13 protein-coding genes are annotated in these 15796 nt (G+C 55.4%); all 13 read right to left on the bottom strand.

What is annotated here, in order from left to right; translation table 11 throughout:
* Position 1: 1 nt before the first annotated feature.
* Positions 2-550 carry a type VI secretion system-associated protein VasI gene (gene vasI, locus EH207_RS06620; RefSeq protein WP_137715285.1) on the bottom strand — a complete coding sequence of 183 codons (549 nt, stop codon included), beginning with the start codon at positions 548-550 and terminating at the stop codon, positions 2-4.
* Complete coding sequence (locus EH207_RS06615; protein WP_137713260.1) at positions 550-2088, bottom strand: sigma-54 interaction domain-containing protein; 1539 nt, start codon at positions 2086-2088, stop codon at positions 550-552. Before EH207_RS06615 ends, vasI begins: the two co-directional genes overlap by 1 nt.
* A gap of 2 nt (positions 2089-2090) precedes the next feature.
* Positions 2091-4688 carry a type VI secretion system ATPase TssH gene (gene tssH, locus EH207_RS06610; protein ID WP_137713259.1) on the bottom strand — a complete coding sequence of 866 codons (2598 nt, stop codon included), beginning with the start codon at positions 4686-4688 and terminating at the stop codon, positions 2091-2093.
* Between the two features lie 14 nt (positions 4689-4702).
* Positions 4703-5479 carry a type IVB secretion system protein IcmH/DotU gene (icmH, locus tag EH207_RS06605; RefSeq protein ID WP_137713258.1) on the bottom strand — a complete coding sequence of 259 codons (777 nt, stop codon included), beginning with the start codon at positions 5477-5479 and terminating at the stop codon, positions 4703-4705.
* A gap of 12 nt (positions 5480-5491) precedes the next feature.
* A complete protein-coding gene (gene tssK / locus EH207_RS06600; RefSeq protein ID WP_137713257.1) occupies positions 5492-6832 on the bottom strand; it encodes a type VI secretion system baseplate subunit TssK in 1341 nt (446 codons plus the stop codon).
* Positions 6833-6834: 2 nt separating this feature from the next.
* A complete protein-coding gene (gene tssJ / locus EH207_RS06595; RefSeq protein WP_137713256.1) occupies positions 6835-7356 on the bottom strand; it encodes a type VI secretion system lipoprotein TssJ in 522 nt (173 codons plus the stop codon).
* Positions 7356-8576 carry a type VI secretion system-associated FHA domain protein TagH gene (tagH, locus tag EH207_RS06590; protein ID WP_137713255.1) on the bottom strand — a complete coding sequence of 407 codons (1221 nt, stop codon included), beginning with the start codon at positions 8574-8576 and terminating at the stop codon, positions 7356-7358. Before tagH ends, tssJ begins: the two co-directional genes overlap by 1 nt.
* Positions 8577-8578: 2 nt before the next feature.
* Positions 8579-9577: a type VI secretion system baseplate subunit TssG gene (tssG, locus tag EH207_RS06585; RefSeq protein ID WP_137713254.1), complete on the bottom strand. Its 999-nt coding sequence runs from the start codon at positions 9575-9577 to the stop codon at positions 8579-8581.
* Positions 9541-11307 (bottom strand): type VI secretion system baseplate subunit TssF, encoded by a 1767-nt coding sequence (gene tssF / locus EH207_RS06580; protein WP_137713253.1) that lies wholly within the window; start codon positions 11305-11307, stop codon positions 9541-9543. The genes tssG and tssF overlap by 37 nt, the downstream gene beginning before the upstream one ends.
* Positions 11308-11309: 2 nt before the next feature.
* The gene (tssE, locus tag EH207_RS06575; protein WP_137713252.1) at positions 11310-11741 is read right to left on the bottom strand and encodes a type VI secretion system baseplate subunit TssE; all 432 of its coding nucleotides are present in this window, start codon (positions 11739-11741) and stop codon (positions 11310-11312) included.
* A 5-nt stretch (positions 11742-11746) separates the two neighbouring features.
* Positions 11747-13225, bottom strand: a complete 1479-nt coding sequence (gene tssC, locus EH207_RS06570; RefSeq protein ID WP_137713251.1) for a type VI secretion system contractile sheath large subunit — start codon at positions 13223-13225, stop codon at positions 11747-11749.
* A 32-nt stretch (positions 13226-13257) separates the two neighbouring features.
* Positions 13258-13761 carry a type VI secretion system contractile sheath small subunit gene (gene tssB, locus EH207_RS06565; RefSeq protein WP_137713250.1) on the bottom strand — a complete coding sequence of 168 codons (504 nt, stop codon included), beginning with the start codon at positions 13759-13761 and terminating at the stop codon, positions 13258-13260.
* An 876-nt stretch (positions 13762-14637) separates the two neighbouring features.
* Entirely contained in the window at positions 14638-15780 is a 1143-nt protein-coding gene (locus EH207_RS06560; protein ID WP_137713249.1) for a M24 family metallopeptidase, read from the bottom strand.
* Positions 15781-15796: the final 16 nt, after the last annotated feature.

Genomic DNA, 15796 nt, shown 5'->3' with positions numbered 1-15796 from the left:
CCTACCAGCGGCACTGTTGGCGCAGCGGCGTCAGCGCTTCGCCCAATCCGGCGAGATCGATGCGCAATACGTAGCCGCCAGCGCCGGTCAGCGCCAGTTCCTGATGACCGTTCCAGCGCTTCAACGCGTCAATGGCCGGCAAGCCGCGCCCAAACTCCAGCAACAGCCCCCGGTTGCGAATAAACCAGTTGTCCGGCGCCTTCACGCCGTCCAGCAGCGACGAAACCGTTTCGCCTTCCCAGGGCTTGCTGAGGGTCAGCCTTAAATGCGTGATGTTGCTGGCACAGCCGATCACCAGCACATTGCCGTCCGCCAGGACGCGCGTTAGGGTCAGATCGCCGCTTTCCGCTTCACGTCCGAGCTGGAACGCGCTTTCCGTCGCCGGCTTAGTGTCAGCGCCCGAATGTCCGGCCTCCCGACTCAGCGCGTCATAACAGGCCAGCCGAATCTGCGGTGAAGTTTCATCGCGGCACTGTTCCCACAACGCTTGCCAGGCGGGATCGGGCGAGCCCGTCGCCGCAAGCAGCAGAGGAACCATCGTCAGGAACATCAGTTCACCTCCAGTTTCTGGCATTTGTGATCGAGCGTGCGTTTCGGGATATTGAGACTTTCCGCCACCAGCACGCGGTTGCCCTGAAACTGGTGCAGGCGCGCCTGAATAACCGCGGCCTCATATTGCTGCGTAGCGATACGCAAGTCGTGAATATGTTGAAAATCGTCATTGCTCACCGTCGTTTCGCCGCCTAACCGATCACGCAGTTCCGGCGGTAATGAGGCAAGGCTCAGGAGTTCGCCCTCCGGCGTATGCGCACAGGCCACTTCCAGCAGATTCTTGAGTTCCCGCACATTCCCGGGGAAGTCATACCCCAACAGCTGTTTAAGGAAGGTTCGGTGCAACGGCCCCACGCTCTTCTGCTGCTGGCGGGCAAACCGCCCGATAAAGTGTTCACACAGCAAACTGATGTCGTCCGGCCGTTCGCGCAGCGGCGCCACCGGTAACAGACACTGACAGAGCCGGTGATAGAGATCCTGACGAAAAACGCCCTCTGAAACCCGCTGTTCCAGCGGCTGATGGGTGGCGGCAACGACTCGGAAATCAGAATGACTTTCCTTGTCGGCCCCTAACGACCGGAAACTGTGGGTTTCCAGCACCCGCAACAGTTTGGCCTGCATGGGCTGCGGCATATCGCCCACTTCATCCAGAAACAGCGTGCCGCCATTGGCCTGCGCCACCAGTCCTGCCTTGTTGGTTTGCGCGCCGGAAAACGCGCCTTTCTGATAACCAAACAGTTCGCTTTCGATCAGGTTCTCGGGAATCGCCGCGCAGTTAATGGCGACAAACGGCTTCTCCGCACGCCCGGAGCACTGGTGCAGCAAACGCGCCACCACCTCTTTGCCGGAACCGGTTTCACCCTGGATCAGCACCGAAAGCCGATGACTGGCCGCCTGAAAAATCTGCTGACGCAGTTCTCTGACTACCGCTGACTGGCCGATGAGCGTTTCCTCGACCCGTTTTTCCCGGTGGCGCTGCTGCTGTCCCTCATCCTTCATCTGCCGCAGTGATTTTCTTAGCGCCGTCTGCTCCCGCTGGACACGTCCCAACTCGTCAAGCAGCGTCAACTGGCGGCAAAAGACCTGAACCAGACGCCCGCAGTCGCCGCTTCGATGCAGTTCCCGCAGTCGATCCGGCATATCCAGCAACGCCAGGACCGCCAACGGTTTACCGCTGTCCGATAACAACGGCAACGCATGCAGCCCGCAGGCGGTTCCCGCTTCCGCCAGCATCTGGCGAAACGCCCGATGTTCAATGCGGGCGCCGCCATACAGTGAATCCCAGGTGCGAACCTGATTTTTATGCAACACGTAGGCGAGCGGATGACTGAAATCATCCACCCCCAGTACCAGCGACACCGGCGTGCGACGCACCCGGCAGTTGCAAATCAGTTGACGTCCGCTGATATCCACCATGCCCAGCAACATGCCTTGCGGCTGCCAGGCTTCCTGCACCGTATCGAGCAGCCAGTCGCGCAGACCGGCTTCGTCCCGCTGGCGAGTGAGAGAAAGCGCAAGTTCGAGGGCGTATTGCATGCTCAGCCCTCCACCACCGATTGGAACTGGCCTTCTTCTACGCGGAAATGAATATGACTGACCGACTGTCCTGATGACATACGCTGTAGTAGTTGCAGCGATACCGGCGGCAGCAGCGCGCCGTCAATGACCGACTCCAGCATCCGCGCGCCGTTCTCGCTGCGATTGGCCAGCCGCAGAATCTCTTCCGGCACCGCATCGTCAATGACCACCTCGGCGCCAAAACGCTGTTGCAGCAGACTCACCAGACGGGAAAGTTTGCCCTGAACGATCTCGACCAGCGTGTCATGACCCAGCGGCAGAAAAGGAATCACTTCCATTCGCGCCAGCAATGCGGGCTTGAAAAACGCCGCCAATTCAGGATAGAGCGCATCCAGTAAAACGTCCGGTTGCGCGGCGTAACCGACGATCGTCTGGAATCCAAGGTTGGAGGTCAGGAAAAACACCACATTGCGACAGTCGATTACCCGCCCTTCGCCATCCGCCAGTTCGCCTTTATCGAACGCCTGATAGAACAGATTGAGCACGTCTGGATGCGCTTTTTCCACTTCATCCAGCAGTACCACCGAATAGGGTTTCTGGCGAATGGCTTCGGTCAGTACGCCGCCTTCGCCAAACCCGACATAGCCCGGCGGCGAACCAATCAGGCGCGATACCGTATGTTTTTCCTGATATTCAGACATATTAATGGTGGTCAGATAGTGACGACCACCAAACATCAGATCGGCGACCTGCACCACGGTTTCGGTTTTCCCGACGCCGCTCGGCCCCACCAACAGGAAAGCTCCCAGCGGACGGCCGGGCCGACGCAGGTCGGCGCGCGCGGTCAGCAGGTGTTTGTGCAGTTGGGCTATCGCTAACTGCTGGCCTTTAATCAGGTCGCTCAGATAATCCGGCAGGCGCGTCACCACGTCCAGTTCGCCTTGTGAAATCCGGTTGAGCGGCACGCCCGTCCACTCGGCGATCACCGCCGCAATCTGGGTTTTATCCACGTGAGGGCTGACCAGCACTGACGACTGTTGTAGCGCCTCCAGTTCGCGCTCGCACGCGGCCAGTTCCGACGCCGCGTTTTCCGCGTCGAAATCATCAGGCTGTTGGTCGGCAAGCAATGCGGTGCGCCATTCGATCACCTGCTGCACTCGCGTTTTCTGCTGCTGCCAGTCCGCTTCCAACTGCGCCAGCGCCGCCGCTTCCACCTCACAGTCGGCGCGCAGCTCGGCCAGTCGCTCCGCCGTGTCGCCCAGACCGATCCGTCCCTGACGCACAAGTTGCGCGATTTCCATCTCCTGCTGATGCAAACGGGTGCGCAATTGGCCGACCGCGCGCGGTGGTGTGGTGAGATTAATCGCCACGCGGGCGCAGGCGGTATCCAGTACGTCAATCGCCTTGTCAGGCAATTGGCGGCCGGAAATATAGCGGGCGGAAAGCTGAGCCGCCGCCTGTAGCGCCGCCTCATCAATCAGTACGCCGTGTGCTTGTTCATAAATGCCGCGCAGGCCGCGCAGAATGACGGTCGCCTGTTCCGTATCCGGCTCCCCGACCTTGACCAGTTGGAAACGACGGGACAGCGCCGCGTCTTTCTCCACGTATTTTTTGTATTCGCTCCAGGTGGTCGCCGCAATGGTGCGCAATTCTCCACGCGCCAGCGCGGGCTTGAGCAAGTTGGAGACGTCCAGCCCACCCGCCTGATTACCCGCGCCGATCAGGGTGTGCGCTTCATCAATAAACAGGATCACCGGGCGAGGCGCGGTTTTCACTTCCTGCATCACGCCTTTGAAACGCTTTTCAAACTCCCCTTTGACCGATGCGCCGGCCTGCATCGCGCCCAAATCCAGCGTCAGCAGTTCCACCTCACGCAGTCTTTCCGGCACCAGCCCTGCGACAATGCGCAGCGCCAGCCCTTCAATCAGCGCACTTTTCCCGACCCCCGCCTCACCTACCACAATCGGGTTATTTTTACGCCGCCGGGACAGAATATCGATCATCAGATCAATTTCATGGTCGCGGCACAGCACCGGATCGAGCTGCCCCTGCCGGGCGGCGTCGGTCACGTTCTGGGTATAGCGGGAAAGCTGCGTACTGGCGGCGGCCTGATCGGGTGTGGCCGAGCGAGCGACGGCGACTTCGGTTTCAACCGACTCTTTCACCCACTCATCAAACTGCTGACGCAGCAGTTCACGGTTGATTTGCGCCAATGGCCGTGACGCCGCCGCCGATAAATAACGGTTGGGCGTCATAAGCAATACCAGCAACAGCACGCCGCTGCGCAGATGCGCATGTCGAAACTCGGCGGAAGCCAGTAGCCAGCTATCCTGCAACCATTCCACCAGCAAAGGAGAGAATGAGGGATAACCGGCGTCAAACTCTTTATCCCCCGAGGAAGACAGGAGCAATGGAGAGAGTTCGTCGGCGTCTACACCGGCGCGTTTGAGGATCTGGCGCACATCGCAGAATGGCGTTTCCAGCATTTTCATCAACAGGTGCTCAATGCGGATTTCCGCGCCTTGATGCTGAATACAGAGTGCCGCCGCCTCTTCCAGCATATGGCGGCACACGGGGTTGAGTCGTTCAACCAGCGTCGTCAGTTCGATACGGATCACGTGATAGGTTCCTGTTATTGTAATAATTCGCCCAGTTGACGCAGTACGTCCTGGGTCTGATGGTTGAGCTGATAGCGATATAGGCCAAACACGGCGGCCAACACCACGCACATGCCGGCAAACAGGCTGCGCAGCGAGATCTGTCTGCGCAACCTGTAGCGGGAAGCCTGCTGACCCAGATTGAGGTGGACCACCGTTGGCGGACTGGCGGGTTCAGGGCGCAGTCTGTCATGCAACCGGCGCACGACGCGGTCAAGCTCCTCCCGTCCCTGTGTCATCACCCGGTAGCGTCCTTCAAAGCCCAAACACAGGCATAGGTAGATAAACTCAAGAATGTCGCGGTAGCGCGCCGGGTCATCCAGCAACCTATCCAACAATACAAAGACCTTTTCCCCGCCCCAGGTTTCGTTATGAAAACGGGTTAACAGCGAATGCGCCGACCATATGCTCTGGCCGCCCCACTCACGCCCCATCACGGCTTCATCGATGAAGGTGCAAAGAATGTAGCGAAACGACAAGATCACCCCATTTTCATAACCGTGAGTGCGCAACTCCTGTTCAATCGCCTGAATTTCAGACACAACACGCTGATAGAGTTCCGCCACGCCGTCATAAGCGGAGAGTTGACGCACCCGTTCCACCATGCCCAACAGCGGCGTCGCCGCGTCAATCATCGGATTGATGCTCTGTCCGCGCAAACGGAACCAGTAGTCGGAATCTTTATCCAGTTGCTGGGCGTGGTCGTACAGCATGTCGCTCAGCCGATCGTTTTTAATGACGTCAATGCTCATCTCTTGCTCCCTTTACGACTGGCTGCGGATAGCCCAGAGTTGCATATCCAGCTCCGGGAATTCGCCGGCAATATGGAATGCCAGCGTGTTGCCGGGCACCAGCGCTTTCCAGGACGGACTCTGCCGATCGAGCTGGAAGTAGCTGTAGCCCGCGTGATAAGGCAGTTGGCGCGGCGCGACCGGCAGCGGTATCAGCGGTACGCCAGGCAATTGCAGGCTGATCAGTTCGCGGATCTTGTCGCTGGAAGCAATCTTGGTTTGCTGCAATAGCTGTTTACGCAGATGCTCCTGCGGCATGCGCGCCCGCACCGCCAGCACAAATTCGGCGCCGGTCATCAATTCAGCATCGCCGACCATCGCCACCACCACGCCATAAGGCTGTTTCTTCAGTTGGATAGAGACGGCGCGCGGCGACAGCACCGTACTCAGCGCCTGGCGCAGCGCCATCATCAACGGCTCAAAACTGGATTGCTGATGCTCATGGCGGTAAGCCGGAAACTCCGGCGGCAACCGTGACTCATCGGTAAACGTCATCAGCTCGCCACAGAGTTCAACCAGCGCTTCATGCAGCCTTTCAGGATGCAATGTGCCGAGACGCGCCAGATGGGAGAGCTTTGGATGCGCGCGGTTAAGCAGTTGCAGCATCATGAACTCCGCCACATCCGCCACGCCCTGTTGCCCCGGCGCCGCAATGCGTTGCGCCAGACTGCGGGCCCGCTCAGCAACCAACCCGGCGGACTCCCCCAGAAAACGCTTCAGGGCCGGGATCGCCGTCACGCTGATGCTGCACGGCATAAAGTTGGGGTCCAGCACCAGACCGCCGTCCGGCCGTTTATCCAATATATTGGCGATCGCCAGAGAAGCGTAGGCGCTGCGATCGTCGCGATCGAGCATCAGCCGCAGAGAGACTTTGCCGACCTCCATCGACGCCACATCGCCACTTTCACTGTGCAGGTCGCGTACATCATGCCGGTGCGACTGCAAACGACTGGCAATGCCCTGTCCCGGTAATCCGACTTCGTTTACGCCGTTTACCGCCAATGGCAAAGCCAAATAGACTTTCTGATTTGCCAGCGCCACATCGGTGATTTCCAGAGGCTGGGGCAGCGCATCGTCGCCAGGAATATTGAAAACGGTGCCGTCCGGCATAACCCCGGTGGCGTTGACCAGCGCTATACGGCCGAAATTGAGGTACTCCTCATTGATCGCCAGCGACTGTAAGCCATAAAAATAGTCGCTAAGCGCACTGAGACGAGCATGAAGCGCATAGTCCATGTGCCTTTGTTGCTGCTGAAAATGCTGCGGTTTGATAAACAACCCTTCCCGCCAGATAACCCGATTTCGGCTCGACATGATTATTCTTCTTCTTGATCTTTTTTGATTTCAACTTCGTCCCGGCGCAAATGCACCAGAACCTGGTAGGTTTGCCCGGTATTTTTCAACTTGATCACCTTGCGCCACTGGGCGCTCTCCGGGTCGGCATAGCGAGCGATCACGCCGACGTAACGGACTTTTTCATCCAGTTTCTCCGGCGGCAGATATTTGAACTGTCCCGGCAGTAGCGTGTAGTCCTGATGATCGACGTAGTTTTTGGCTAACGCTTTTTCGATGTCCGTCGTCACCTGGTCGTAGTCGGTGGCCAGCAGACGGGAGTCCTCCGCCAGCATCACCAGTTGAAATTCGACGGGCGCGGCCTCCCCGCTCTCATTAGGGTTGACGTCCGGTTCCGCCAGCAGGCTGAATCCCACCGTGGAAGGTTGACTCTCATTGCTGCCCACTTGAATAGCCGGGTTGGCTGCGACCTTCGCCATCTTGCCAAGCGTGGTACAGCCCGACAGCAGGAATATCAGGGAGCACATGCACAGTGCCCGGCGCATTATTGCGGCTCCTGCTGCTGACGTACGGCACGGTCATACGCCTGCGCGTAAACCTGATGAAACAGCTTCTGAAAGCCCTGCTGACGCGGCGAGGTCAGTTCCCGGAAGTAGTGCTGATACATCTGCCATGCCCATCCGTCATTGGTGACCTCCTGCTCGCCGCTGCGACGATAATGCTCAAAGCGGTTAAGCAACGCTGCCGGAGAAAACGCCTGAAGAATGCTTTCCAGCGCAACGGCGATAGCCTGCTGATTGGCCAGGTGATGAACACGCACGTTATTCAACACTTCCCCCACCGCCGCAGGCGCGGAGAGATGCACCGGGCTTTTGCCTTCGGCGAACAGCAGCGACAGCGTATCCTTGTAATCCAGCCCCAGGCGCAACGGGTTATCCTCTATCGGACGCAGATGCGTCTCCGTCAGCGCGGTCTCACCGGTTTGCAGCATCAGCAAACCTTCCACCATCGCCCGCAGACTTTTACCTATCTCCTCCAGCATCTCGCGCCGTTGCTGTTGGTCCTCAAGCTGAAGCGAGATCCCCAGACCGCGCATCAATGGCGCCAGCGCAGCGCTGTCGATATCGGCCTCCCATCCCGGCGCGGCGTGCGGGTTATCAATGGTCGGTAATTCCACAAATTTCTGATCCATGGTGTCCTCAACAGCGGAAAAAGAAAGAAGAGAGGTCGGCAGCGATTCATTATCCGGTTCGCAGTCCGTCGTCAGCAGGGCGCGGCTTTGCTCCTGCTGCAACGCCAACAGCGGGTCATTGAATACGGTGGTCTCATCGGCGTTCCCGGCGGGGCGGCTTTTATTCTCTTCGTCCAGCCAGCCATCCAGCACACCGTCGGCACGTTGTCCCAGTACCTCATCGATGTCCTGCTCCTTGGTAGGATCGCCGAAATAAACCCCTATCCGAAAAGGACCGATCGTCAGTTCATCGCCATGCGAAAGAATGACTTTGCGGTCCCGCCCAATTGGTGACAGCGCCTGGTTGATGAAGGACTCCCCGCTCAGATCGCAGAGACAGAAACGACCGTCCAGCATTTCAATGCTCGCATGCTGCGGCAGCACGGCGCCAAGCCTGTCACGCAGTTGCCACCGATCCTTATCGGAAGCGCCCAGCGTGCCGCCGTGCTGATCAAATTGATGCTGTACCTGCGAGTTGATATCCAGTTGTTCACTATTGAGAACAACCAGCGTAAGTGGATGGGTTAGGTTCACAATTACTCCTGCACACAAATCGTCACATAGGGGTCGGCCGGCGGCTGCCCCAGAAAACTGCTCCAGCCAAGACGACTGCTCTGTTCGTTCCCCAGACTCAGACCTTTAGCCTCGCCTTCGGCAAAACCGAGACGTAAATCCCACGCCAACTGGTCGCGCAGGATGAACGAGACGAAGCGAACCAGCGGCTGAAAATGCTCGCCGTTGGGCAAAAAACTGAGGAAGCGGCTAAAACTGAGGTTTCCGACTTTGAGCAGAAATTTACCGGCGCAATCATTCACCTTGTCGCCGATGACGACATCCCCGCCCAGCACCATGTTGGCGCGACCCAGACGGTTCTGCTGCCCTTCATGAATCGGCACCCGGCGGCGCTGCCAGGCAATAACCGCCACGTCATCCAAATCAAAACAGTGGATTACCAGCCCTGCCACCACTTCCGGGGAACGGCTGGGGCTGGCAAGCAAACCGGCATAGGAAAGCATCTTGGCGCGGTTCACCGGCAGGCTGTCGCGTACCGCGTCGTTCCCCAAACCCACCAGGGCGAACATCAGCCGGGAGAAACCATCTTCACCGTCATTCTGAAAGCGAACATGGTAGCGGTATTTGCGCCAGACGCGATGGAGCAGCGTCAGCAAGCGGTGATGAAAAAAATCGAGAAATGCGCCGAGTTTTTGTTCTCCCTGCGCGTACTCCCAGGCCAGTTCGTCCAGGTAATAACCGGGCATGGGCGACTGACTGCCGTGCAGCCCCATAAATGCGACTTCCAGTTCCTGACGCCCCTGGTTATCACTTCCCACCCGCAACACATCACCGGGATGAAAACCGATCGATGCCGTCGAGCGGAATCGCAAACGCTCCCGCTCCGGCTGGAAATCCAGCGCCTGTTCCAGATCAACCCCTTCAAACTGATTAAGCAGTTCCACCAGTTGGAAAAAATTGAAATGGAACGCATCCTGGCGGAACATCACATCATCGAGTGTTGACCTATCTGCACTGGCCATCGGTAGCGCTCCTTGTTATCGATGTTGACCACCTCCAGTAGGTGGAATGCGTTGACGCTGGCGTACAGCGAGAAGAAATGCGCCAGCACCGTGCTGAACAGATACAGTTCTCCTTCGCTGGAGAACGCGGACTGCCGCACCGACAGCACCGATTTCAACCCGCGCACCGGCATCCCCTGCACCAGCCTATCGATGGGCGTAGTGTTAATGGACTCAATACCCGCCAGCCGTTTACGCGAGGCCTGCTCCGCCTGTTTGTCATGCAATGCCGGGAAATCGTAGGTACGCAAAATCTGCACCAGCGCATCGCGGCACAGCAGCGAAACATAGTTCAGCGACAGGTTGGAAATCAGCGTCCAGTGCAGGCTGCCGTCCATCGTCGGTCTTAACGGACGTGTCGGACGGATCAGATTGCGGAACGTGGCGAATGATGGAGAATTGCCGGTCGGCACGCAGATCGACCCGACCGGCAATTGTGCCGCCCGTGAGCGATTGGTGCAGGTCAGGCTGACGGAAATGGATTCATCCAGATCGATCACCTCGCGCTCATCTCCACGCACAAAGGAGAGCAGGTGTTCAAAACCCTCACCGCTGACGGCCTCCCTGACCCGAATTCGGTAATAAAGCGCCAGCCGCCCTTTGGTCCGCTCAATCTGATGCTGAAAGCTTTCAAACGGCTGGTAGATGCGCGGAATACCGCGTGAACGCCCCGCATGCCCCTCGACCCAGCCCTCCACCTTATCGACGGAAAAAATTTCAAAGCTGTCGGCGTGGCGATAACTGGCCTTAAGCGGGTAGTCGGTCTGACGCCCGTTGAGATTGATCGGCTCGCTGTCATGATGGAATAAGTTGATGGCCGGAACACAGTTGAGCATGAACGAGTCAGGCCGGATTTTCAGCTCCGCCGGCAGTGGCCGATCGAAACAGAAATGAAGACGAAAGTCCGCCACCGTCAATGGCAAGTCAGGCCATGCGGCGCCGGAAAGCTGGAAGAATAGAAAGCTTTCGGGAAAACAGAAATACTCTTGCAGAATGCGATAACCCGAATAAACGTTGCCGGGGTACGGCAGCAGCGCATCTTCACGCTCGAAGCCGACCGTTTTCAGTACGCCGGCTTCCTGGCGGTAGCGTTTACCGCCGACTTCCAGCTCAACGTAAGACAATTGGCTGGCAATCCAGAAGTAAAGTTCATTGGCGGTATAGCTGTCGCCGCCGAGATAGAAACGCAGTTTGTCGAGTTGCAGGGAGTCAAACGACAACGGGCCATGCAGCCCGATATTCAGCGTAATGGTCGACAAATCATTACCGCTTTGTACATTGATCTGACGGATATCCGCCGGATATATCCAAGCGTCATGACAAGTCTGAAAATGACAGACCACCTCGTCGACCGGCAAACTATCAAGCTCGCAGCCGCGTCCGACGAACGCAGGCTGTGCAATCGCGCCGGGCAGTACCGAAAACTGCATTATCGTCATACTCGGCACGGGGCGCAGATAATTGGGCCACAGCATACCCAGCAGGCCATGCGTCAGTTCTGGAAATTCATCCTCGATCTTCGCCCGCAGGCTCCCGGTCAAAAAGGCGAACCCTTCCAGCAGCCGCTCGACATCCGGATCGGTGGTTTGTTCTGACAAAAATCGGGTAAGGCCGGGATGGGCTTTGGCAAATTCACGCCCTTGCAGGCGCAAGTAAGTCAATTCATCCCTGAAAAAATGTTCCAATGACATAATCAGACCATTCTGTAATGTCGGTGGCTGTCCATATGAATATTGAAGGAGGCGATCTGTTCCAGCGCTTCCAGCCTGACATGGGCGGTGACCTGAAACGACATCTCCAGCGGGCTGAACAGATAATCCGACGCACTGACGTCCACATGAACAATTCGAGGTTCAAAGCGACAGATACACTGCCGGATCGCCTCCTGAATTTTTCCCCGAATATCCGCGCCGCCTTGCGTGGCGTCATTAAAATCAATCACGCCGAGCTCAGGTGCGCTGCGACAGTTTCCGGGCCGGGTATTGAGCACGTTGTCCAGTTGACGCTTAACGGACGCAATCAATGCTTCAACCTCCGCTTCGGGGGAAGCCCGTTGTTCTTCCCCCCGGATACGATCAAACAGGCTGGCCGCAGTTTCCCTTTCCCACGCAGAAAGCGACGGCATCGGTCTTATTCCTTATCCAAACGTCCTACCAGCGACAGTTCAAAGTTTGCCCCCATATACTTAAAGTGCGGGCGCACCGCCATGGTGACCTGATACCAACCTGGATCGCCTTCCACATCCAGCACGTTGATCTTCGCAGCGCGCAGCGGGCGGCGACTGCGAACATCAGCCGGCGGGTTCTCTTGATCGGCGACGAACTGTTTGATCCAACTATTAAGCTCACGCTCAAGATCCTGACGCTCTTTCCACGCGCCAATCTGTTCGCGCTGCAACATTTTAATGTAGTGGGCCAAGCGGTTGATGATGAACATGTACGGCAGTTGAGTACCCAACTTGTAGTTGGTTTCCGCCTCTTTACCCTCTTTGGTATTCGGGAACACCTTCGGTTTCTGTACCGAGTTAGCGGAGAAGAACGCCGCGTTATCGCTGTCTTTACGCATCGTCAGCGTAATAAAGCCCTCTTCGGCCATCTCGTATTCGCGACGATCGGTAATCAGCACTTCAGTCGGGATTTTAGCCTGAAGCTGTCCCATTGCCTCATACACATGTACCGGCAAATCGGTGATGGCGCCGCCGCTCTGCGGGCCAATGATGTTCGGACACCAGCGATATTTGGCAAAGCTGTCCGTGAGAGCCGTCCCCATCAGGTAAGCGGTATTGCCCCACAGATAGTGGTTGTGGTTGGAACTGATATCTTCCTTGTAATTGAAGCCCCTGATCGGATTTTCAATCGGGTCGTAAGGCAGGCGAACCAAAAAGCGCGGCGCCGTCAGCCCCAGGTAGCGGGCATCTTCAGATTCGCGCAGCGAGCGCCATTTGGTGTAGGCCGGACCTTCAAACACGGATTTCAGATCCTTGATCGAAGGCAGATCGGTGAAACTGTCCACGCCAAAGAAGGTCGGCGCGACGGAAGAGATGAACGGCGCGTGGGCCATCGCGCCCACCGCGCTGACGTACTGCATCAGCTTGATGTCTAAGGCGCTCTGAGTCAGGGCATAGTCACCGATCACCCCGCCGATGGGCTGGCCGCCAAACTGCCCGTAACCGCTGGAGTATACGTGCTTATAGAAACCGGACTGCGAAATTTCAGGTGCGAACTCGAAATCCTCCAGCAGCTCTTCCTTCGTCGCGTGCAATACCAGGATCTTGATATTTTCACGAAAATCAGTGCGATCCACCATCAGTTTCAGAGCACGCCAGGAGGATTCCAGTTGCTGAAGCGGCTGGGCATGCAGAATAACGTCAATCTGTTTGCTCAGTTTCTTGTCCAGTTCGACGATCATGCTGTCAACCAGCGCTTTATTCACCGGCTCTGCCGCATTACCGCTATCGAGGATATTGGCAACCAGCGCAGCGATGCCCTGTTTGGCGACGCTGTACCCTTCATCCACCGGGGTAATGCGCGCCTGCGCCATAATTTCGTCCAGCAGCGACCCGGAGGCATTGGCTGACCCGGTCTTCGCCTGTTCTTCAACTATTGACATGTTTATTTCCCTATCTCGTCAGTAAACGCCAATTATTCGGCGGGTTTTACCAGATCCAGTTCTTTGAGCAGTTGCTCTCTGGCCTCTTCACTGGACAACAGATCCTGCAACCGATTACGGAAAGAAGGGATATTGCCGAGCGGCCCTTTAAGCGCGACCAACGCCTCGCGCAGTTCCAACAGCTTGCGCAATTCAGGCACTTGTTGTGCAATACGGTCGGGAGAGAAATCATTCAGAGAAGCGATGCTCAGTTGCACAGGCAGATCGTCCTGAGCGTTCTCTTCAAGGCGGTTGGGGACGCTGAAATTCAGTTCCAGATTGGCTTCTTTCATTACGGAAGGAAAATTGTTCTTGTCGATCGATACCGTCTGGCGAGCTTCGATAGGTATTTCCTCGGTACGTCCTTTCATATTTCCTACCACCATCAGCGTCAACGGCAGTTCTATTTCCGCCTGCTGGTCACCCGTGGCCGGGACGTATTTGATATTAATACGTTCCTTTGGTGCGACAGACGCACCGTCAGTTCCTTTTGCCATATGTCTTTACCAACGTAGGGGCCCTCTGGCCCGGAGAGATAAAGGTCGATTCCCATCGAAAATTCCACCAAAAACATAAATGGCAGCCCCTTCGACGAACAAATAGATTATTTGTTTTTCGACCAACGAAATAAATAAAATACGCATTTAGCATGCGAATTTACTAAAACCATTATTAAACCGTATAAAACAAGTCGCTAACCGAATGGAGAAGCATCAAAGACAAACAATAAATATTTAAATATAAATTCATATACTTTTCGAACGAATCATACACACAATACTAATAGCGGGTCAATGCCTATCGATTTGATAGGTGAGTTGAAAGCAAACAAAATCAAAACCATTACAAGCAATTAAACGCAACACAACCTATTAAATTCAATAAAAATTAACAAAAACGACATAGAGAAAATGTTAGCGACTTTACTATTTTTTTGCATTTAATTAAACATTAAATAATATTTACCATGCTCTAATTTCCTTAGTAAATAATTAGCCGGATAATAAATAACATATTAAATATACATTTTGCATTCACTATTTATCTGCTTTTAAATCATCTTTTATTTCTGCGGAACAAATAACCCTGTCATTACCATTCCTATTTCTTACGAATAGGATATTCGCCCCAACGTTTCATTGGATATAACCTCATTTTTTTACTTGCCGGATTTGCTGCATATCGGTTATCGGTCATAACCCGTCCTTTATTGTTGTGTTATTTAATAGGGGTTAATTGTTAAATATAATTATTCTGCTTTACCGCGCAAAATAAAAAGCGGCGTCTCGCCTGAATCCGATTCAACGATTCCCCCGCTCCCATGCTTAACGATGCGGGAAGCGTCACACCTACGGAAAATCATGGGGAAGACGTTAGTCAGCAATAAACAACCGGCGCGGTACGTGAGTGAGACTTTCATGCCCGTGTTCAGTAATGACGATTGTCTCGCTGAATGCCAGCCCTTGCGCATAAATATACATATGAAACACCATGCCCGGTTTCAGACGCCATGCCGAGTTGGGTAAGAAGACTCGGCTGAAATCGCTGGTATGGGGAGTAGAGATCGAATAATAACCCAGGTTATACCCCGTAATACTGGCATAATCATCCCGTAACCCGGCAGCAAGTACCGCATCGCGAACTATCGCATCAATATCTTTTGCCTCCGCCCCAGGCCGCATAGCGGCAAACTGTGCATCCTGGATATTGATGAGTTGCTGCGCGATCTCCCGCTGCTGTCGGGATGCCTTGCCAATAATGGCGGGCCGCATCAGCCGGGCACTGTAGCCATGAAAAACCGATAACAGTTCCATATGCACAATATCTCCCGCTGCTAACGGGTGATTATGTAAATTACCGTGCAAAAAACTATTACCCGTTCCTGTAGTGATAATGCCGTAGCGGTGAGAGTCCATCCCTTGCTCCATAAAAACCTGATGAACGAGGGTCGCTGCATTCCGTTCGGTTTTCCCTACCCCTAATCCAGCAACTGCGGCAGATAATGCCAGCTCTATCACCTGCGCGGCTTTGGCGATATAACCAATCTCTGTTCGCGTTTTGCATTCCCGCAGTTGTTCCAGTACGCCCGAAAAATCCCGAAAAGGTTTCTCAGGAAAACAGCGTTGCAAACGATTAAAACGCTTCACCGTCAGATTATAGGAGTCAAAATCCATCCCGATATTCAGCCGATCCCAGCCGCGTTCCGTGATGGTATCCACCAGAACATCGACCGGGTCCTGCCAGTCAGAAAAGGTTACCGTATCAGTGACCCAGCTGTTTTCCAGAAAGGTATGCTCATCCATCGCCCGAAATATCATCACCGGGTCGTCCTGCAATGTCAGTAAACATGCCCGATACATATTCTCGGAAATAGCAAAGCCGGTCAGGTAAAAGAGAAACTCCGTCTGATCGACGATCAGTAATTCGATATGATTTGCTTGCATATGCGAGCGAATCATACCGACCCGCTGCTGATACTCTTCCGGTGCGAATAGCCTGTCTTTAGGGTTATTCATCTTATCTCCATCAATG

The organism is Brenneria rubrifaciens, assembly GCF_005484945.1.
Classification (GTDB): Bacteria; Pseudomonadota; Gammaproteobacteria; order Enterobacterales; family Enterobacteriaceae; genus Brenneria; species Brenneria rubrifaciens.
The sequence above is the reverse complement of the archived record's forward strand: the minus strand, read 5'-3'. Positions and strand labels throughout refer to the sequence as shown.